Origin of the sequence: Streptomyces sp. NPDC005202, assembly GCF_040608235.1 — a bacterium.
GTDB lineage: Bacteria > Actinomycetota > Actinomycetes > Streptomycetales > Streptomycetaceae > Streptomyces.
Genome location: NZ_JBEXHW010000005.1, coordinates 165,879 through 185,977, shown reverse-complemented (window position 1 = coordinate 185,977; position 20,099 = coordinate 165,879). Strand labels below are relative to the sequence as shown.

Here is a 20,099-nt window from a genome sequence, read left to right as displayed (position 1 = left end):
ACAGCCCTTTCGGCGGCTAGAAGTTGAACTGGTCGATGTTCTTGGCGTCGAAGACGGTCGGCTTGCCGAGGCTGATCACGCCGTCCTTGCCGATGGTGAAGCTCCCCATGTCACCGGCCTTGAAGGACTCGCCCTCCGTGCCGGTGATCTGCCCGGAGGCCAGGGCGACGGCGGTGCGGGCGGCCAGTTCGCCGAGCTTGGCCGGGTCCCACAGCTCGAAGGCGTCGACGGTGCCGTTCTTGACGTACTTGCGCATGTCGTTGGGCGTGCCGAGGCCGGTCAGCTTGACCTTGCCCTTGTACTTGGAGCCGGACAGGTACTGGGCGGCGGCCTTGATGCCGACGGTGGTCGGGGAGATGATCCCCTTCAGGTTCGGGTGCTCCTGGAGGAGACCCTGGGTCTGCTGGAAGGACTGCTGGGCGTCGTCGTTGCCGTATGCGATCTTGACGAGCTTGATGTTCTTGTACTTGGGGTCCTTCAGCTCGTCCTTCATGTAGCCGATCCAGGTGTTCTGGTTCGTCGCGGTCTGCGCGGCGGACAGGATCGCGATCTCGCCCTTGTAGCCGATCTGCTGGGCGAGCAGCTGCACCTCGGTGCGGCCGAGGTCCTCGGCACTGGCCTGCGACACGAAGGCGTTGCGGCACTCGGAGTTGGTGTCGGAGTCGTAGGTGACGACCTTGATGCCGTTCTTCATGGCCTGCTTCAGCGCGGTGCACAGGGCGCCCGGGTCCTGCGCGGAGACGGCCATGGCGTTGACCTGCTGCTGGGTGAGCGTGTTGACGTAGCTCACCTGGCCGGAGGTGTCGGTGGCGTTGTTCGGGCCGACCTCCTTGTACTTCTCGCCCAGTTCCTTGAGGGCCTTCTCGCCGCCCTTGTCGGCGGTGGTGAAGTAGGGGTTGTTGACCTGCTTGGGCAGGAAGCCGACGGTCAGGCCCTTCTTCAGGGCGGCGTTCGGGTTCGCCTTGCCGGCCGAGGCGGCCGGGCCGCCGTCGCTCTTGACGTCGTTCTTGGTGGTGCCGCCGCAGGCGGTGGCGGCGAGGGCGAGGGAGGTGACGGCGGCGAGGGCCGCACAGGTGCGGCGGATCGACGACTTGCGCATGGCGGAGGTCCTTTACGAGGGAGAGCGAGGGTGCGGTTACGAGGTCGCAGTGGGCGTCTTGGCGACGGGCCCCGTGGCGGCGGCCCGGCGGCCCGCCCTCGCGACGGAGATCTGCCGTACGACCCTGGGGCCGAGCACGGAGACGACGAGCAGCACGCCGGTGACGACGATCTGCGACTGGGCGGAGACGTTGAGCAGGCTCATCACGTTCTGCAGCGCGCCGAGCAGGAAGACGCCCGCGATCGCGCCGCCGAGCGTGCCCTTGCCGCCGTCGAAGTCGATGCCGCCGAGCAGCACCGCGGCGACGACGGACAGTTCGAGTCCGGTGGCGTTGTCGTAGCGGGCGCTGGCGTAGTGCAGCGCCCAGAAGACGCCGGTGAGGGAGGCCATGAAGCCGGTGGCGACGAACAGGAGGAGCTTGGCCCGCTTGACCCGGATCCCGGCGAAGCGGGCGGCCTCCTCGCTCGCGCCGATCGCGAACAGCGACCGTCCGAACGGGGTCGCGTGCAGCACGACCACGGCGATCGCGAGCAGCACCAGGAACGGCAGGAACGCCTGCGGCAGGAAGGTGTTCCCGACGCGTCCGGCCGCGAAGTCCAGGTACTGGGTGGGGAAGTCGGTCACCGCGTCCGAGCCGAGCACGATCTGCGCGATGCCCCGGTACGCGGCGAGGGTGCCGATGGTGACGGCGAGGGAGGGCAGGCCGAGCCGGGTGACCAGCAGGCCGTTGACCAGCCCGCAGACCACGCCGAGGACCAGGCACAGCGGGATGATCGTCTCGATCGCCATGCCCTCGTTCCACAGCTTGCCCAGCACCGCGCCGGACAGCCCGGCTGTGGAAGCGACGGACAGGTCGATCTCGCCGGCGACGACGAGCAGGGTCATCGGCAGGGCGATCAGTGCGATCGGCAGGGTGTTGCCGATGAGGAACGACAGGTTGAGGGCATTGCCGAAGCCGTCGACGAAGGAGAACGACAGCAGCAACAGCACGATCAGGAGGGCGCCGACGACCGTGTCCCAGCGGACCGCGCGCGTCAGTGACTCAGGCATGGCGGGCGTTCCCCTTCTGGGTGACCGTCTTCTTCACAGCCGACTTCTTCTTCAGGGCCGTGGCCACGCGCAGCGCGACGATCCGGTCGACCGCGATGGCGAGCAGGAGCAGGACGCCGTTGATGGCGAGCACCCACACGGAGCTGACGCCGAGGGCGGGCAGCACGCTGTTGATCGAGGTCAGCAGCAGCGCGCCGAGCGCGGCGCCGTAGACGCTGCCGGAGCCGCCGGTGAAGACGACGCCGCCGACCACCACTGCGCTGACGACGGTCAGTTCGTAGCCGGTGCCGGTGCCGGAGTCGACGTTGCCGAAGCGGGCCAGGTACATCGCGCCGGCGAGCCCGGCGAGGCCGCCGCAGAAGGTGTACGCGGCCAGGATCCGCTTGCGAACGGGGATGCCGGCCAGGCGCGCGGCCTCGGGGTTGGAGCCGAGGGCGTACAGCTCGCGTCCGCTGCCGAAGTGCTTGAGGTAGTACGCCGTCGCCACGAGCACGGCGAGGGCGATCAGGGCCAGCCAGGGCACCGCGGCCAGGCCGCCGGAGCCGAAGTCGACGAAGCCGCCGGGCAGGTCGGCCGCCGTGATCTGGCGTGAGCCGACCCAGATGGAGTCGACGCCGCGGATGATGTAGAGCGTGCCGAGGGTGACGACCAGGGCGGGCACCTGGCCGAGGCTGACCAGCAGACCGTTGAGCAGGCCGAGGCCGACACCGAGGAGGACGGCCAGCACGATCGCCACGACGGGGTTTCCGCCGCCGTGGAGGTAGGTGCCGGCGGCGAAGGCGGTGATGCCGAGGGTGGAGCCGGCCGACAGGTCGACGTTGCGGGTGATGACGACCAGCGACTGGCCGGTGGCGACGAGGACGAGGATCGTCGCGTTCAGCAGCAGGTCCTTGATGCCCTGCTCGGACAGGAACTCGCTGTTGCCGGCCTGGGTGACCGCGATCATCGCCAGGAAGACGACCAGGATGGCGAGTTCGCGCATCTTGAAGACGCGGTCGACCAGCCGGGTGCCGCTCGACTTGGGTACCTCGGCGGCGGGCGCGGGGGTGGGTGCGGTGACCGTCATGCGGCGGCCCTCCAGGAGACGATCGGCGTCATACGGCAGGCCCTGTCGACGGGGGTCATGCGGCGACCCTCCCGGTGGCTGCGGCCATCACGGATTCCTCGGTGGCATCGGAGCGCGGGATCTCGGCGGTGAGGCGGCCCTCGTGCATGACGAGCACGCGGTCGGCCATGCCGAGGATCTCGGGCAGGTCGGAGGAGATCATCAGGATCGCCACCCCGTCGGCGGCCAGCTCGCCGAGCAGCCGGTGCACTTCGGCCTTGGTGCCGACGTCGATGCCACGGGTGGGCTCGTCGACGATCAGCACCTTGGGGCCGGTGGCGAGCCACTTGGCGAGGACGACCTTCTGCTGGTTGCCGCCGGACAGGGTGGAGACGGCGTCGGCGATCCGGGCGTACTTGACCTGGAGCTTGACGGCCCAGTCGAGGGAGCGGCTGCGTTCGGCTCCCCGGTCCATCAGCCCGGCCTTCACGGTTGTACGCAGCCCGGTCAGGCCGATGTTCCGCTCGATGGACATGTCCATCACCAGGCCCTGGGCGCGCCGGTCCTCGGGCACGAGGGCGAGCCCGGCGGCCATGGCGACGGACGGCGCGCCGTTGGTCAGCGGCCGGCCGTCCACCTCGACCTCGCCGGCGTCCCACCGGTCGATGCCGAAGACGGCGCGCGCCACCTCGGTGCGGCCGGCGCCGACGAGCCCGGCGAGACCGACGATCTCACCGCGCCGCACGTCGAACGACACGTCGGTGAAGACACCCTCGCGGGTCAACCGCCGTACGCTCAGGGCAACTTCGCCGGGCTCGACGTCCTGCTTCGGGTACAGCTCGTCGAGGTCGCGCCCGACCATGCGCCGTACGAGGTCGTCCTCGGTCATGCCGTCCAGCGGCTCGCTGGCGATCCAGGATCCGTCGCGCAGAGTGGTGACCCTTTGGCAGATCTGGAAGATCTCTTCAAGCCGGTGCGAGATGAACAGCACGGCGGCGCCCTGTTCGCGCAGGGTGCGGACGACGCCGAAGAGGCGCGCGACCTCGCTGCCGGTGAGGGCGGCGGTCGGCTCGTCCATGATCAGGACGCGGGCGTCGAAGGAGAGCGCCTTGGCGATCTCGACGATCTGCTGGTCGGCGATGGACAGGCCGCGGGCGGGCCGGTCGGGGTCGAGATCGACGCCGAGGCGCTTCATCAGGGCTTCGGTCGCCGCGTGGGTGGCCCTGTGGTCGATGCGGCCGAGGGCGCGCCGGGCTTGGCGGCCCATGAAGATGTTCTCGGCGATCGACAGATCCGGGAAGAGCGTGGGCTCCTGGTAGATCACGGCGATTCCGGCGTCGCGGGCGTCGCCGGGACCGTGGAAGACGACGGGCTCACCGTCGAGCAGCACCTGGCCGGCGTCCGGCCGGTGCACCCCGGCGAGCGTCTTGATGAGGGTCGACTTGCCCGCGCCGTTCTCCCCGGCGAGGGCGTGCACCTCGCCGGGGTACAGCTCCAGGGACACGTCCCGCAGGGCGCGCACCGCCCCGAAGGACTTGGAGACGCCCTGCAGCGCCAGCACAGGGGCCGGACCCGTGTCGGACGGGTGGGTCATGGGGGCTCCTCGACGACGCCGGCGGGGGCGGCCCCCCACAGCGCCGTGAAAGGTTTCAACTTGGTTGCCGGGACGTTAGGCACGCGAGCCATGTCACGTCAATGGGTCCGTGTCGAAAAAGTTTCGATAGCCGAAGGTCACAGCCGAGTCACGGAAAACGCGGTGGGTCGGAGTGCTTGACACCCCTGCGGGCGGCTCATAGCTTGCGGCTCTGAATCGTTTCACAGATTCAGCCCTTCCGAACCGATGTCACAGGAGCCCTGCAGTGACCGAGCTCGCCGCGGTGAAGGCCGCTCTCAAGACCCAGGCAGTCGAGACGCCGTCGTGGGCGTACGCAAACTCGGGGACGCGGTTCAAGGTGTTCGCGCAGCCCGGCGTTCCGCGCACGCCGCAGGAGAAGCTGGACGATGCCGCGCAGGTGCACGCGGTCACCGGTGTCGCCCCGACGGTCGCCCTGCACATTCCGTGGGACAAGGTCGACGACTACGCGGCGCTGGCGAAGCACGCCGAGGAGCGCGGCCTGAAGCTGGGCGCCATCAACTCGAACACCTTCCAGGACGACGACTACAAGCTGGGCAGCATCTGCCACCCGGACGCGGCGGTGCGGCGCAAAGCCCTTGATCATTTGCTCGAGTGCGTCGACATCATGGACGCCACGGGGTCGCGGGACCTGAAGCTGTGGTTCGCCGACGGTACGAACTACCCCGGTCAGGACGACGTGCGGGAGCGGCAGGACCGGCTCGCCGAGGGGCTGGCCGAGGTGTACGAGCGGCTGGGCGAGGGGCAGCGGATGCTGCTCGAGTACAAGCTCTTCGAGCCGGCCTTCTACACGACGGACGTTCCGGACTGGGGGACGGCGTACGCGCACTGCCTCCGGCTCGGGCCCAAGGCGCAGGTGGTTGTGGACACCGGGCACCATGCGCCGGGGACGAACATCGAGTTCATCGTGGCGACGCTGCTGCGGGAGGGGAAGCTCGGCGGGTTCGACTTCAACTCGCGGTTCTACGCGGACGACGACCTGATGGTCGGGGCCGCGGATCCGTTCCAGCTGTTCCGGATCATGTATGAGGTGGTGCGTGGGGGCGGGTTCACGCCCGAGGTCGCGTTCATGCTCGACCAGTGCCACAACATCGAGCCGAAGATCCCGGCGATCATCCGGTCGGTGATGAACGTGCAGGAGGCGACGGCGAAGGCGCTGCTCGTCGACCGGGAGGCGTTGGCTGCGGCGCAGCGGGCGGGGGACGTACTCGGTGCGAACGCCGTGCTGATGGATGCATACAACACGGATGTGCGGCCGTTGCTGGCTGAGGTGCGGGCGGAGATGGGGCTGGACCCCGACCCTCTTGCGGCGTACCGCCGGTCCGGGTGGGCGGAGAAGATCGTGGCGGAGCGGGTCGGGGGTCAGCAGGCGGGGTGGGGGGCGTGATGGCCGAGCCGCGTCTGCCGGGCACGGCCCCGTGCGGTCCGCGGGCCGTCGTGGGCTGGTCGCGCAGTTCCCCGCGCCCCGACGGCGCTGCCCCGAGCCCTTGACGGCGCTGCCCCGAGCCCCTTCCACGCCCCTGACGGCGCTGCCCCGAGCCCCTTCCACCCCCTTCACGTGAGGACTGATCACACCATGGCACCCCACCCCGAAGCCGCCGCCCTCCTCGCCCGGTCCCATCGGCTCGGCTCCGACCCCCGCAACACCAACTACGCCGGCGGCAACGCGTCCGCAAAGGGCACCGACACCGATCCCGTGACCGGTGGCGATGTCGAGCTCATGTGGGTCAAGGGATCCGGGGGCGATCTCGGGACGCTCACCGAGTCGGGCCTGGCCGTGCTGCGGCTGGACCGGCTGCGGGCCCTCGTCGGCGTCTACCCCGGTGTCGAGCGCGAGGACGAGATGGTCGCCGCGTTCGACTACTGCCTGCACGGCAAGGGCGGCGCGGCGCCGTCCATCGACACGGCGATGCACGGCCTGGTGGACGCCCCGCACGTGGACCACCTGCACCCCGACTCCGGGATCGCACTCGCGTGTGCCGCCGACGGGGAGAAGCTCACCGCGGAGTGCTTCGGCGACAGCGTGGTGTGGGTGCCGTGGCGGCGGCCCGGGTTCCAGCTCGGGCTGGACATCGCCGCAATCAAGGAGGCCAACCCGCAGGCCATCGGGTGCATCCTCGGCGGGCACGGGATCACCGCGTGGGGGAACACGTCCGAGGAGTGCGAGCGCAACTCGCTGCACATCATCCGCACCGCCGAGGCCTTCCTCGCCGAGCGTGGCAAGCCCGAGCCCTTCGGACCGGTCGTCGAGGGGTACGAGGCACTGCCCGAGGCCGAGCGGCGGGAGCGGGCCGCGGCCCTGGCGCCGTACGTCCGTGCCGTCGCTTCGCAGGACAAGCCGCAGGTGGGGCACTTCACCGACTCCGATGTGGTCCTCGACTTCCTGGCGCGGGCCGAGCATCCGCGGCTCGCCGCGCTCGGCACCTCCTGCCCCGACCACTTCCTGCGGACGAAGGTCCGGCCGCTCGTCCTCGACCTGCCGCCGACGGCTCCGCTGGAGGAGACGGTCGCCCGGCTGAAGGAGCTGCACGCCGCGTACCGCGAGGAGTACGCCGCCTACTACGAGCGGCACGCCCTGCCCGACTCCCCCGCCATGCGCGGCGCCGACCCGGCGATCGTGCTGGTGCCCGGCGTGGGCATGTTCAGCTTCGGCAAGGACAAGCAGACGGCGCGGGTGGCGGGCGAGTTCTACGTCAACGCGATCAATGTGATGCGGGGCGCTGAAGCGGTGTCCACGTACGCGCCGATCGAGGAGTCGGAGAAGTTCCGTATCGAGTACTGGGCGCTGGAGGAGGCCAAGCTCCAGCGGATGCCCAAACCCAAGCCCCTGGCCACGCGGGTGGCGCTGGTGACGGGGGCGGGCAGCGGGATCGGGCGGGCGATCGCGCACCGGCTGGCGGCCGAGGGTGCGTGCGTGGTGGTCGCCGACATCGACGCGGACGGCGCGGCGACCGTCGCCGAGGAGCTCGGCGGGCCCGACAGGGCCGTCGCCGTCACCGTGGACGTCACCTCGGAGGAACAGATCGCCGAGGCGTTCAAGGCGGCCGTGCTGGCCTTCGGCGGGGTCGACCTGGTGGTCAACAACGCCGGGATCTCCCTCTCCAAACCGCTGCTGGAGACGACGGCGAAGGACTGGGACCTCCAGCACGCCATCATGGCGCGCGGCTCCTTCCTCGTCTCGCGCGAGGCGGCCCGGGTGATGATCGCGCAGGGGCTGGGCGGCGACATCGTCTACATCGCCTCCAAGAACGCCGTCTTTGCCGGACCCAACAACATCGCCTACTCGGCGACCAAGGCCGACCAGGCCCACCAGGTACGGCTGCTGGCAGCCGAGTTGGGCGAGCACGGCATCCGCGTCAACGGGGTCAACCCGGACGGGGTGGTGCGCGGCTCCGGGATCTTCGCGGGCGGCTGGGGCGCGCAGCGGGCCGCCGTGTACGGGGTGCCGGAGGAGAAGCTCGGCGAGTTCTACGCCCAGCGGACCCTCCTCAAGCGGGAGGTGCTGCCGGAGCACGTCGCGAACGCCGTCTTCGCGCTCACCGGCGGCGACCTGACGCACACCACCGGGCTGCACGTCCCCGTCGACGCCGGCGTCGCGGCCGCGTTCCTGCGGTGAGCGCCGAGGTGAAGGCGTACGCCGCGGTCGATCTCGGCGCGTCCAGCGGGCGGGTCATGGTCGGCCACGTCGGCACCGACTTCCTGGAGCTGGCCGAGGCGCACCGCTTCCCCAACCGGCCCGTGCGGGTGCCCGAGGGGCTGCGCTGGGACGTGCTCGGTCTGTACGCCGGCGTGCTGGACGGGCTGAGGGAGGCCGGGCAGGTCGACTCCGTCGGCATCGACAGCTGGGCCGTGGACTACGGCCTGCTCGACGCGGACGGCGCCCTGCTCGGCAACCCGGTGCACTACCGCGACTCCCGCACCGAGGGGATCGCGGAGAAGGTGTGGGCGACGGTGCCCGCCGAGCAGCTGTATGCGGCGACCGGGATCCAGTACGCACCCTTCAACACCCTGTACCAGCTGACGGCGGCCCGCTCGACCGCCCAACTCGCTGCGGCCAGGCGGCTGTTGCTCGTTCCCGACCTGCTGACGTACTGGCTCACGGGCGAGGAGGGCACGGAGCTCACCAACGCCTCCACCACCCAGCTCGTCGACCCCCGCACCCGCGACTGGTCGTACGACGTCGCGGCCCGACTGGGCATCGACCTGAGCCTGTTCGCACCGCTGCGGCAGCCGGGCGACCCTGCGGGCGTGCTGCGGCCGGAGGTGCTGGAGGAGACCGGGCTGACCGGGCCGGTGCCGGTGACGACGGTCGGCTCGCACGACACCGCGTCCGCGGTGGCCGCCGTGCCCGCCGTGGGCAAGCGGTTCGCGTACATCTGCACCGGCACCTGGTCCCTGGCGGGCCTGGAGCTGGACGCTCCCGTGCTCACCGAGGCGAGCCGCGCCGCCAACTTCACCAACGAGCTGGGGCTCGACGGCACGGTCCGCTATCTGCGCAACATCATGGGGCTGTGGCTGCTGCAGGAGTGCGTACGCGCCTGGGGCGAGCCGGACCTGGGCGGGCTGCTGCGGGAGGCGGCCGAGGTGCCGGCGCTGCGGTCGGTCGTGGACGCGGGCGACGCGGTGTTCCTGCCCCCGGGCCGGATGCCGGAGCGGATCGCGGCGGCCTGCCGGGCCTCGGGGCAGCCGGTGCCGGGCTCCCCCGCCGAGACCACGCGCTGCATCCTCGACTCCCTCGCCCTCGCCCACCGCCGGGCCGTCGAGGACGCCCAGCGGCTCGCCGACCACCCGGTCGACGTCGTGCACGTCGTCGGCGGCGGCACCCGCAATGCCCTGCTGTGCCAGCTGACCGCGGACGCCTGCGGACTGCCGGTGGTGGCCGGCCCCACGGAGGCGGCGGCCCTCGGCAACGTCCTGGTCCAGGCGCGGGGGCACGGGCTGGTCGGCGACCGGGCGGAGATGCGGCACCTGCTCGCCCGTACGCAGCCGTTGACACGGTACGAGCCGCGGGGCGACACGGCGGCCTGGCGGGCCGCCGAGGCTCGGCTCGCCACGCCCTGAGCCGGGGTCTCCCCTGAGGCGTCCTGGCTGATGGGTCCCCCACTACGCTGAACGCATGTGGGGGTGCCCCCAGCACTCATCCGATGACCGAACACAAGGAGCCGCGATGCGTGTCGCCCTGTTCCTGACCTGCGTCAACGACACGCTCTATCCGGGCACCGGACGCGCCGTGGTGAAACTGCTGACCAGGCTGGGCGTCGAGGTGGACTTCCCGATGGCCCAGACGTGCTGCGGGCAGGCGCACTACAACACCGGGTACCGGCATGAGGCCGAGCCCCTCGCCCGGCATTTCTCGGATGTCTTCCGGGACTACGAGGCGATCGTGACGCCGTCCGGGTCGTGCGGGGCGATGGTGCGGGAGCTGTATCCGCGGATGGGCGAGCGGGCGCGCGCCGAGGGGCGCGGCGCCACGCTCGCGGCCACCCTGGCGCCCGTGGTGCCGAAGACGTACGAGCTCACGGAGTTCCTGGTGGACGTGCTGGGGGTGACGGACGTCGGCGCGTACTACCCGCACAAGGTGACGTACCACCCGACCTGCCACGGGCTGCGGAGCCTGGGGCTCGGTGACCGTCCCCGGCGGCTGCTGCAGGCCGTGAAGGGACTGGAGCTGGTGGAGCTGCCCGGGGCCGAGGAGTGCTGCGGGTTCGGCGGCACCTTCGCGGTGAAGAACCCCGATGTCTCGGCGGCGATGGGTGCGGACAAGGTGCGCAACGCCGAGTCGACCGGCGCGGAGGTGCTGTGCGCGGCCGACAACTCCTGCCTGATGCACATCGGCGGGACCATGGCCCGCCTGCGCACGGGCATGCGGCCGGTGCACATCGCGGAGATCCTGGCGAGCACGGAGGAGGAGCCGGCGGCATGAGCGGGACGTTCGTAGGAATGCCGGCCTTTCCCGAGGCCGCCCGTGAAGCGGTGCACAACCGGACCCTGCGCGGCAATCTGCGCCACGCCACCCACACGATCCGCGCCAAGCGGGCGAAGGCCGTCGCGGAGGTCTCCGACTGGGCGGCGCTGCGGGAGGCGGGCCGGCAGATCAAGGACCACACGCTCCGTCACCTCGATCGTTACCTCGTGCAGTTGGAGGAGTCGGTCACGGCGGCGGGCGGGACCGTCCACTGGGCGGCCGACGCGAACGAGGCCAACCGGATCGTGGCCGACCTGGTCCGGCAGACCGGGGAGACGGAGGTCGTCAAGGTCAAGTCGATGGCCACGCAGGAGATCGGACTCAACGAGGCCCTGGAGGCGCAGGGCATCCGGGCGTACGAGACCGATCTCGCCGAGCTGATCGTGCAGTTGGGCAAGGACCGGCCCTCGCACATCCTGGTGCCCGCCATCCACCGCAACCGCGGCGAGATCCGGGACATCTTCCGCTCCGAGATGAGGAAGTGGGGCCGTCCGGCCCCCGACGGGCTCACGGACACGCCCGCCGAACTCGCCGAGGCGGCCCGCCTGCACCTGCGGGAGAAGTTCCTGCGCGCCAAGGTCGGCATCTCCGGCGCCAACTTCATGGTCGCCGAGACCGGCACGCTGGTCGTCGTGGAGTCCGAGGGCAACGGCCGGATGTGCCTCACCCTGCCCGAGACGCTGATCTCGGTCGTCGGCATCGAGAAGATCGTGCCGACCTGGCGGGATCTGGAGGTGTTCCTGCAGACGCTCCCCCGCTCCTCGACCGCCGAGCGCATGAACCCGTACACGTCCATGTGGACCGGTACGACGGACTCCGAGACGGCTGACGGGCCCCGCACGTTCCATCTGGTGCTGCTGGACAACGGCCGCACCGACACGCTCGCCGACGAGGTCGGCCGCCAGGCCCTGCGCTGCATCCGCTGCTCGGCGTGCCTCAACGTGTGCCCGGTGTACGAGCGGGCCGGCGGCCACGCCTACGGTTCGGTCTACCCGGGCCCGATCGGCGCGATCCTCAGCCCCCAACTCCGCGGCACCGCAAGCGAGATCGACGCCTCACTGCCGTACGCGTCCTCGCTGTGCGGCGCCTGCTACGAGGTGTGCCCGGTGGCCATCGACATCCCCGAGGTGCTGGTGCACTTGCGCGAACGGGTCGCGGAGGGCGGTCAGGTGACGCGGCAGGGCAACAAGGTCGTGTTGCGGCCCGCGAAGGGCCACGCCGCCGAGCGGGCGGCCATGCGCGCGGCGCGCTGGGCGTTCACCCACCCCGGGGCCCTGCGCACCGGCCAGCGACTTGCCTCCCGCACCCGCCGCTTCCATCCGCGGACCCTGCCGGGCCCCGGCCGGGCGTGGAGCGACACCCGGGACCTGCCGCCCGTGCCCGCGGAACCCTTCCGCGACTGGTGGCAGCGCACGCACGGCGATGGAAGCACCCCCTGCCCGGGCGGAGCCGCGAGCTCGGGGAAGGACGCGAAGTGAGCAGCAGGGACCGGATCCTGGGCCGCGTGCGGCGCGCGCTGGCTGACGTACCACAGGACGACACGCCGTACGAGCAGGCCGTTTCCCGGGACTATCTGGAGCAACACGGCGAGCGGAGTGTCGAGCAGACGGTTGATCTGCTGGCCGAGAACCTGGCGGACTACCGGGCGATCGTGCACCGCTGCGAGGTCGACGGGCTGCCCGCGGTGATCGCCCGCCTGCTCGGCGACCGTGGGTCGAGGGCCGTCCTCGTCCCGGCGGGGCTGGAGGAAGGCTGGCTGGCGGCTTCGGAGGTGACCAGGATCGCGGACGACGCGCAGAGCACACCGCACGATCTGGACCGGGTCGACAGCGTGGTCACGGGGTGCGCGGTGGCCGTCGCCGAGACCGGCACGATCGTCCTCGACGGCGGCCCGGACCAGGGCCGCCGTCGCATCACCCTGATCCCCGACCACCACATCTGCGTCGTCCGTGTCCCCGACCAGGTCGTCGCGTCCGTCCCCCAGGCCCTCGCCCGCCTCGACCCGACCCGCCCGCTGACCTGGATCTCCGGGCCTTCCGCGACCAGTGACATCGAGCTCGACCGGGTGGAAGGGGTGCACGGGCCGCGCACCCTGGAGGTGGTGCTGGTGGGAGATCGGCGAGCCGGGGACGTCGAGGCGTAGCCCCGGCCGGACCAGCAGCAGGCGCTTTGCGGGGCGGCGGTGTTGGGGCCTTCCTTCCTTGGGTGGGTGTGAAACCGCGGGCGCCGCTCCCTCGGGTCAGCCGAGCGCCGAGGTCACCTGGTAGCGGCCCGAGGGAAGCCGGTAGGAAACCGTGTCGCCTTCGAAGCCGAGGAAGTCGACGCCGGGCACCCGGGCCAGCGGAGTCCTGTCCTCACGCACGCTCGACGCGTCGGCGGTGGGAATGCGCAGCGTCGCGGTGCTGTTCGCCGGGACCGTCGCCCGGTAGGTGAGGGTGCGGCCGCGTACCGTCCACTCGCTGACGATCTCGCCGTAGGGGGAGCGGTGCGCGCCGGACACGTGGGTGATCCGGCCTGTGGGATCGAGGTGCGGCTGCAGGAAGAAGTGGCGGAAGCCGGGGTTGGCCGGGTCCTTGGCGATGCCGGCCATGCCTTCGTACATCCACTCCATGATCGCGCCGTAGGAGTAGTGGTTGAAGGAGTTCATCTCGACCGGTCCGAAGCCGTCCTGCTCGGAGTACGAGTTCCAGCGCTCCCAGACCGTGGTGGCTCCGTTGTTCACCGAGAACAGCCAGGACGGCATGGCGTCCTGGTGGAGCAGTCGGTACGCGAGGTCCGCGCGGCCCTCGTCGGTGAGGACCGGGGCGAGGACGTTCACGCCGAGGAAGCCGACGGAGAGCGTGTTCTCGGCGTACTGCACGCGGGCGCTGTCGGGGTGGGCCGCCTTGTAGGCGGCGTCGTTGCCGATGTTCTCGGCAAGCAGCGCGAGGAGTTGGCGGCGCTGGGCCTGTGTGTCGTAGAGGCCGAGCTTGAGCACCCACAGCAGGGCGGTCTGGCTGTTGTCCTCGGGGTCCGGGCCCATGATCGGTTTCCCGCCCAGGCTGGAGCGGACGGTGAGCCTGCCGCCTTCGGTGCTCAGGTACTTGGCCATGAACGCCCGCTTGATGCTGTCGAAGAGCCTGTCGTAGGCATCGGCCTCCGCGCTCCGCCCGGTCGCCCGTGCCATCTGGGCCATCAGCCGGACGCTGTAGCCGTAGTAGACATCGCTCATGAACTGGGTGCCGGTGCTCTGCGGCGCCAGCCAGTCGGCGAAGAGGGCGCCCTGGCCGGCGTGGGTGTCCCCCGTCTTCCCGCGGATCCAGTCCAGGTAGCGGGTCATGGCGTCCCAGCTGCGGTCGACGACGGTCCGGTCCCCGCTCATCTGCCAGACCGTCCAGGGGACGATCACCCCGCAGTCCGCCCAACCGCTCACCGGGGCCGCGGCGTTGTACCGGTTTCCGGGCGCGACCGCGGGGAACTGGGCGCCGTCGAGACCGTAGGTCCGCTGCGACTCGATCAGGATGTCCTCGAAGTGGCTGAGGAAGGCCACCGCGTCGACGTTGTACAGGCCCGTGTTGGAGAACAGCTGCGTGTCTCCGGTCCAGCCGAGGCGTTCGTCGCGCTGCGGGCAGTCGGTGGGGATCCACAGGTAGTTGCCGCGCTGGCCCCAGTGCACGTTGCTGATCAGCTGGTTGATCCGGTCGTCGTCGGTGGTGACCGTGCCGGTCTCGTGGAGGGCGGCGGTGGCGACCTTGCCGGTCAGGCCCGTGAGGGTGACCGGGCCGCCGGTGGCGGTGACGGAGACGTACCGGAAGCCGTAGAAGGTGAGGGAGTCCTGGTGGGTCTCGCCGTGCGGGTCTCCCTTGAGGGTGTACGTGCTGGTCGCCTTGGCGGTGCGCAGGTTGGCGCGGTAGACCGAGCCCCCGGGGCCGTCGGCGCCCTTGCTCGCGTCGTTGAGCATCTCGCCGAACCTGAAGGTGACTTCGGCGCCGGCGGGGCCGCGCAGGGTGTAGCGGGGGACGCCGACCATGTTCTGGCCCAGGTCGAAGACCGCCGTGTCACCGTCGGCGAGGGTCACGGACGCGGTGGCGGCCCTGGCCGGGTCGGTGACCGTGCGGGAGTCGTCGACGACGATGTGGCCCTTGCCGTTAGGGCTGGTCTCCTGGCCTGCGACCCCGGTGTAGACGGTGAGGGAGCGCGGCTTGCGGTCCCACTCCGGGGTCAACCGGGCGCTCTCACCCGGGTAGGCGACGAGCTTCGCGTCGGGGAAACGGGTGGCGTGGGCGTGTTCCTCCACGTCCGCCCAGGCGGAGTCGTCGAAGCCGTTCGTCGTCCAGCCGGGAAGTTCCCTGCGGGCATCGTAGGTCTGGCCGTCGTAGATGTCGTCGGCGCGGTACGGGCCGGTGTCCGTCGCCTTCCAGCCGGAGCCCGTGGTCACGACGCTCTGCGTCGAGCCGTCGGCGTACCGGAGCAGCAGTTTGGCCTTGAGGGCGAGCGGGTTGCCGTCCTTGGAGTGGTAGACGCTGCCGTCGGAGACGCGGCCGTTGTACCAGCCGTTGCCCAGCACCGCGGCGAGCGTGACCTGCCGCTTGCCCGCGACCGGATCGGTGACGTCGTAGGTGAAGTAGCTGACGGTGGTGTCGTAGTTCATCCAACCCGGGGTGAGGAGTTCGGGGGTGGTGCCGTTGCCGTGCGGTACAGCGACCCGGCGGCCGTTGACGTACGCCTCGTACACGCCGAGCGCCGACACGTACAGCCGGGCCTCGCGCACCCGCCCCCGGAGCGCGGTTTGGCAGCGCAGCAGCGGGGCCCCGGGCGTGTTCGGCTTCTTGCCGGCCATGGTGATCCAGCGGGCGCCGTCCCAGCCGGTCACGCCGTCGGTGCTCAGCAGGCCGGTCTCGAAGGAGGCGACCGGGGCGTCGGGGACGGCGCGGCCGTGCTCGTCCCAGACGCGAACCGCCCAGAAGTAGCGGGTCGAGGGGGTCAGTGCGCGGCCCGCGTGGCGCACGGCGACCGAGTCCGCCGAGGCGACGCGGCCGCTGTCCCACACGTCGGCCCGGCCGCCGTGCAGCCGGCCGGCGGAGGTGGCGACCAGGATGCGGTACGCGCTCTGGCGCCGTCCGCGGGCCGAGGAGGCCATGCGCCAGCCGAACCTGGGGCGGGCCGCGTCCACGCCGAGCGGGTTCGTCCTGTGTTCGACCGTCAGTCCCTCCACGCAGGTGCGGTCCGAGGCCGGTGCGTCCGCCCAGGCCTGACCTCCCCCGCCGACTCCTCCCGCCATGGCCACCGGTAAAGCGCCCAGCGCGGTGGCCAGCACCGTCCTGCGGCGCACTGTTCTGCCCGTCGTGCCGTCGACTCCGTCATTCATGCCGCTGTCCCTTCGGCTGCTCGGAGTTGTATCGATTCAGTCCGCTCGGCGGATGAAGTTAGTGGCGGATGTGAAACGTGTCTACGTCTTTAACAGCACGAATACTCGCCAGAATCCAAAAGGACATCTCGGGCTTGCGAGTGGATTGAAACCGTTCAAAAACGGAAGACGCGATTCACCAGTCTTTGGGGGACGCCGCCCGTGAGCAGGACGGGACCCGCGCCGTTAGCGTGAGGGCATGATCCGGTTCGAGCAGGTCACCAAGCGGTATCCGGACGGTACGACGGCGGTGGACGGTCTGACCTTCGAGGTGTCCGAGGGGGAGCTGGTCACGCTCGTCGGCCCCTCCGGCTGCGGCAAGACGACCACCATGTTGATGGTCAACCGGCTCATCGAGCCGACCTCCGGGCGGATCTCCGTGGACGGCGAGGACATCGCGAACGTCGACCCGGTGCGGCTGCGCCGCCGGATCGGTTACGTCATCCAGCAGGTGGGCCTGTTCCCGCACCGCACGGTCCTCGACAACACGGCCACCGTGCCGGCCCTGGTCGGCTGGAAGAAGGCCAGGGCGCGGGCGCGGGCCGCCGAGCTGCTCGATCTGGTGGGGCTGGACCCGGCGACGTACGGTCCGCGCTACCCGCACCAGTTGTCCGGCGGGCAGCAGCAGCGGGTCGGCGTGGCGCGGGCGCTGGCCGCGGATCCTCCGGTGCTGCTGATGGACGAGCCGTTCGGGGCGGTCGACCCGGTGGTGCGCGAGCAGTTGCAGGACGAGTTCCTGCGGATGCAGGCCGCCGTGCGCAAGACGGTCCTGCTGGTCACGCACGACATCGAGGAGGCGGTGCGGCTCGGCGACCGCATCGCCGTGTACGGGCAGGGGCGCATCGCGCAGTTCGACACGCCCGGGGCGGTGCTCGGCAGCCCGGCAACGCCGTACGTCGCCGGGTTCGTGGGCGCCGACCGCGGTCTGAAACGGCTGTCGGTCACCACGATCGAGCCCGACGACCTGGAACAGCCTCCGGTCGCCCGCCTGGACGAGTCAGCCGAGCGCGCCGCCGGGCGGCTGCGTGCGGAAGGCACCCGCTGGGCCGTCGTGCTCGACGCGTCCGGCGATCTGCACGGCTGGGTCGGGCTCGACGCCCTGGCCGCAGGAGGCCCGGTCGGCGACCTGGCCCACCGGATGAGCGCGTGGGTGCCGGTGGGCGCACCCCTGAAGCAGGCGTTCGGCGTGATGCTCCAGCACGACGCCGGGTGGGTCGCGGTGCTGGACGGCTCCCGCTTCCTCGGCGTGCTGACGCCGGCGAAGCTGCACGAGGCGCTGCGACGGTCGGTGGACGCGGACGCGCGCGGTGTGTCACGCGGTCAGGTGCGGTTCGACTCGGTGGCGGACGCCTGACGGGAGCAGAGCCGCACCCTTCGGGACGGCGCATGTCACTTCAGCAGCCCCTTGTCCTTCAGGTAGGTCCGAGCCACGTCCTCCGGCAGGCGGCGCCAGCTGTCCACCTGCTCGTTCATGGACGCCAGGTCGGCCGTTGTCAGTACGTCGTTGAGCTTGCCGAGGGTCTTCGTGACCCCCTCGCCGCCCGCCCGGGCCCGGTTGACGACCGGGACGACGTAGTCGGCGTTCTGCAGGTGTTTGTCGTCGGCGAGGAGGACGAGGCCGAAGTCGTCGAGGGTGGCGTCCGTCGTGGTGGTCAGCACCATCTGGTCCCGGCCGCTCTGCACGGCCCGCTTCGCCTGGGTCGTGCCGACGCCCTTGGGGTCGACGCCGGTGACGTCGATGCCGTAGACCTTCTTCAAGCCCGGTTCGCAGTACGGCCGTTGCACGCATTCGTCACCGGCCGCGAGCCGTACCTCCAGGCCCGAGGCGCCCAGGTCGCTGAGGGTCTTCAGGCCGTGCTGCCGCGCGTACGTCCTGCTCACCGCGAAGGCGTTCTGGTCGACGGCCCTGCCGGGGTCCAGGACGGTCAGTCCGCGGGGCGTGGCCAGCCGGCGCAGCGCGCTCATCGTGGCGCCGAGGTCGGGTGAGCCGACCGGGGGCGCGTCGGCCCCCTTGGTCTTGGCGTTCAGCCAGTCGGCGAAGGTGGCCGCGTACTCGGCCACGATGTCGATCTGGCCGGACTCCAGGGCGGGTTCGTACAGTTCGCGGTTGGCGACAGTGATCAGCGACGTCTTGTAGCCGGCCTGGTCCAGCAGCAGCGCGTACATGTGGGCGAGCAGGTCGCTCTCGGTGAATCCGGCGGATCCGACGGTCAGGTGCCGGCTGTCGCCGGGCGGTGCGGTGACCTGGCCGCGGTGCTCCAGGGAGGGGCCGGTGGAGCAGGCGGTGAGCAGGAGCAGGACCGCCCCCGGGGCCACCCGTCGCCGTCGTCCGCCGAGCCGCCCGGGGACGGCGACACGCCGTCTCACCTGGAGCCTCTCGCCCACACCGGCGCCAGCCGTTCGGCGATCTCGAAGACGCCCTCGACGATCAGTGCGAACACGGCGACGAGGACGGCACCCGCCACCACCTGCGGGGTGCTCGCCAGGTTGAAGCCCGCCGTGATGATGCGCCCCAGCCCTCCCCCGCCCGCCAGCGCGGCGATCGTGGCGGTCGCGACGAGCTGGACGGCGGCGATCCGCACCCCGTTCAGGATCATCGGGAGCGAAAGGGGCAGTTCCACGTTAAACATCATCTGCCGGCCGGTCATCCCCATCCCCCGCGCCGCCTGCACGATGCTCCGGTCCACCTCGCGGATGCCGACGTACGCGTTGGTGAGCAGCGGCGGTACGGCGAACAGCACCAGCGCCACGACCGTCGGGCCCTCGACCCACCTGCCGAGAGGCGTCAGGAGCAGCAGCACGAGGACGGCGAAGGTGGGCACCGCCCTGCCGACGTTGGAGATGTTGACGGCGAGTGCGCCGCCCTTGCCGAGGTGGCCGAGAACGAGTGCGACCGGCAGGGCGATCAGGCAGCTGACGGCCAGGCAGACGACCGTCAGCACCAGGTGCTGCAGGAGACGGTGTCCGATGCCGTTGTCGCCCGCCCAGTGCGCGGGGTCCGTGAGCCAGTCCCAGGCGTCGGTCAGGGTCTTCATCCGCGGGCCGCCCGCATCCAGGGGGTGATCAGGCGCTGCACGCCCAGCAGGAACAGGTCCGCGGCGACCGCGATCAGCACGCACAGTACGGACGCGGTCAGGACCTGTGCCTTGAAGTAGGTGTTCATGCCCGCGTAGATGAGGTTGCCGAGCCCGCCGAAGCCGACGATCGCGCCCACCGTCACCAGGGAGACCGCCGAGACCGTCGCGATGCGCAGTCCGGCCATCGCGGCGGGCAGGGCGAGCGGCATCTCGACGGTGAGCAGCAGGCGGACCGGGCCGTAGCCCATGCCCCGCGCCGCCTGCCGGGTCTCCTCGGGAACGGCGCGCAGGCCCGTGAGGATGTTGCGCACCAGCACGGTGAGCGAGTACAGGACGAGCCCGGCGACAACCGGGGTCGCCGAGAGGCCGTACACCGGTAGGAGCAGGGAGAACATCGCCAGCGACGGGATCGTGTAGAGGATCGTCGTGACGGCCAGGACAGGACCGGCCGCCCAGCCCCAGCGGCGGGCCAGCACCGCCAGCGGGACGGCGACGAGCAGAGCGATGAGCACCGCGAGCCCGGTCAGCTTCAGGTGCTGGAGCACCGCGTCCAGGAGGATCTGGCGACGCGTGCTCAGGTACGCACCGCAGATCCAGTCGTTGCGCGCGAGGCAGTCGTCCGGGGGCGCGGTCACGCGTCCATTCCATCGGGTGGGCCACAGGGGCGGCTCGTTCTGGTGACCCGTCCGGGGTGTCGCCGCCTACACCCGCCGATACGGGTTCTGCGCCCCATGCCCTTTGGCCCCGGCCTCCGTGCCCTGGCAGCGTGAGGGGCGTCGGTCGCCGGGGCGGTCGCTTGGGCGGCGGCCCCTGCGCCATATGTCAGGGGCGGTCACTGGGGCGC

The 20,099-nt window shown here is 71.0% G+C and carries 15 protein-coding genes; 7 read left to right on the top strand and 8 right to left on the bottom strand.

Annotated elements, in window-relative coordinates; translation table 11 throughout:
• Positions 1–16: 16 nt before the first annotated feature.
• From rhaS to ABZV31_RS12145, 4 genes are read right to left on the bottom strand one after another with little or no spacing between them, the layout of a single operon-like run.
• Positions 17–1,099 carry a rhamnose ABC transporter substrate-binding protein gene (rhaS, locus tag ABZV31_RS12160; RefSeq protein ID WP_355891654.1) on the bottom strand — a complete coding sequence of 361 codons (1,083 nt, stop codon included), beginning with the start codon at positions 1,097–1,099 and terminating at the stop codon, positions 17–19.
• Positions 1,100–1,135: 36 nt separating this feature from the next.
• Positions 1,136–2,149, bottom strand: coding sequence for an ABC transporter permease (locus ABZV31_RS12155; protein ID WP_355891651.1), 1,014 nt, complete (start codon positions 2,147–2,149; stop codon positions 1,136–1,138).
• Entirely contained in the window at positions 2,142–3,215 is a 1,074-nt protein-coding gene (locus ABZV31_RS12150; RefSeq protein ID WP_355891648.1) for an ABC transporter permease, read from the bottom strand. Before ABZV31_RS12150 ends, ABZV31_RS12155 begins: the two co-directional genes overlap by 8 nt.
• A 55-nt stretch (positions 3,216–3,270) precedes the next feature.
• Positions 3,271–4,788 (bottom strand): sugar ABC transporter ATP-binding protein, encoded by a 1,518-nt coding sequence (locus ABZV31_RS12145; RefSeq protein WP_355891645.1) that lies wholly within the window; start codon positions 4,786–4,788, stop codon positions 3,271–3,273.
• A 265-nt stretch (positions 4,789–5,053) separates the two neighbouring features.
• Between ABZV31_RS12145 and rhaI the strand changes: the two genes are divergently transcribed.
• The 6 genes from rhaI (at position 5,054) to ABZV31_RS12115 (ending at position 12,935) form a co-directional block, all read left to right on the top strand.
• On the top strand, positions 5,054–6,214 hold the full coding sequence (rhaI, locus tag ABZV31_RS12140; RefSeq protein ID WP_355891642.1) for an L-rhamnose isomerase: 1,161 nt from the start codon (positions 5,054–5,056) through the stop codon (positions 6,212–6,214).
• 189 nt (positions 6,215–6,403) lie between these two features.
• Positions 6,404–8,443 carry a bifunctional aldolase/short-chain dehydrogenase gene (locus ABZV31_RS12135; protein WP_355891639.1) on the top strand — a complete coding sequence of 680 codons (2,040 nt, stop codon included), beginning with the start codon at positions 6,404–6,406 and terminating at the stop codon, positions 8,441–8,443.
• Positions 8,444–8,451: 8 nt separating this feature from the next.
• On the top strand, positions 8,452–9,888 hold the full coding sequence (locus tag ABZV31_RS12130) for a rhamnulokinase family protein (RefSeq protein WP_355891870.1): 1,437 nt from the start codon (positions 8,452–8,454) through the stop codon (positions 9,886–9,888).
• Positions 9,889–9,994: 106 nt separating this feature from the next.
• Complete coding sequence (locus ABZV31_RS12125) at positions 9,995–10,750, top strand: (Fe-S)-binding protein (RefSeq protein WP_355891636.1); 756 nt, start codon at positions 9,995–9,997, stop codon at positions 10,748–10,750.
• Positions 10,747–12,270: a LutB/LldF family L-lactate oxidation iron-sulfur protein gene (locus tag ABZV31_RS12120; protein WP_355891635.1), complete on the top strand. Its 1,524-nt coding sequence runs from the start codon at positions 10,747–10,749 to the stop codon at positions 12,268–12,270. The genes ABZV31_RS12125 and ABZV31_RS12120 overlap by 4 nt, the downstream gene beginning before the upstream one ends.
• Positions 12,267–12,935: a lactate utilization protein C gene (locus ABZV31_RS12115; RefSeq protein WP_355891632.1), complete on the top strand. Its 669-nt coding sequence runs from the start codon at positions 12,267–12,269 to the stop codon at positions 12,933–12,935. The genes ABZV31_RS12120 and ABZV31_RS12115 overlap by 4 nt, the downstream gene beginning before the upstream one ends.
• 96 nt (positions 12,936–13,031) lie before the next feature.
• On the opposite strand, the gene ABZV31_RS12110 is transcribed toward ABZV31_RS12115, so the two are convergent.
• The gene (locus ABZV31_RS12110) at positions 13,032–16,139 is read right to left on the bottom strand and encodes a family 78 glycoside hydrolase catalytic domain (RefSeq protein WP_355891629.1); all 3,108 of its coding nucleotides are present in this window, start codon (positions 16,137–16,139) and stop codon (positions 13,032–13,034) included.
• Positions 16,140–16,377: 238 nt separating this feature from the next.
• Here ABZV31_RS12110 and ABZV31_RS12105 point away from each other — a divergent pair, with 238 nt between their 5' ends.
• Complete coding sequence (locus ABZV31_RS12105; protein ID WP_355891626.1) at positions 16,378–17,532, top strand: betaine/proline/choline family ABC transporter ATP-binding protein; 1,155 nt, start codon at positions 16,378–16,380, stop codon at positions 17,530–17,532.
• Between the two features lie 35 nt (positions 17,533–17,567).
• On the opposite strand, the gene ABZV31_RS12100 is transcribed toward ABZV31_RS12105, so the two are convergent.
• Genes ABZV31_RS12100 through ABZV31_RS12090 form a run of 3 tightly spaced genes read right to left on the bottom strand, consistent with a single transcriptional unit; the run spans position 17,568 to position 19,890 of the window.
• Complete coding sequence (locus tag ABZV31_RS12100) at positions 17,568–18,494, bottom strand: ABC transporter substrate-binding protein (RefSeq protein WP_355891867.1); 927 nt, start codon at positions 18,492–18,494, stop codon at positions 17,568–17,570.
• A 47-nt stretch (positions 18,495–18,541) separates the two neighbouring features.
• On the bottom strand, positions 18,542–19,213 hold the full coding sequence (locus ABZV31_RS12095; protein ID WP_355891623.1) for an ABC transporter permease subunit: 672 nt from the start codon (positions 19,211–19,213) through the stop codon (positions 18,542–18,544).
• Positions 19,210–19,890: an ABC transporter permease gene (locus tag ABZV31_RS12090; protein ID WP_355891620.1), complete on the bottom strand. Its 681-nt coding sequence runs from the start codon at positions 19,888–19,890 to the stop codon at positions 19,210–19,212. The genes ABZV31_RS12095 and ABZV31_RS12090 overlap by 4 nt, the downstream gene beginning before the upstream one ends.
• Between the last annotated feature and the right edge of the window lie 209 nt (positions 19,891–20,099).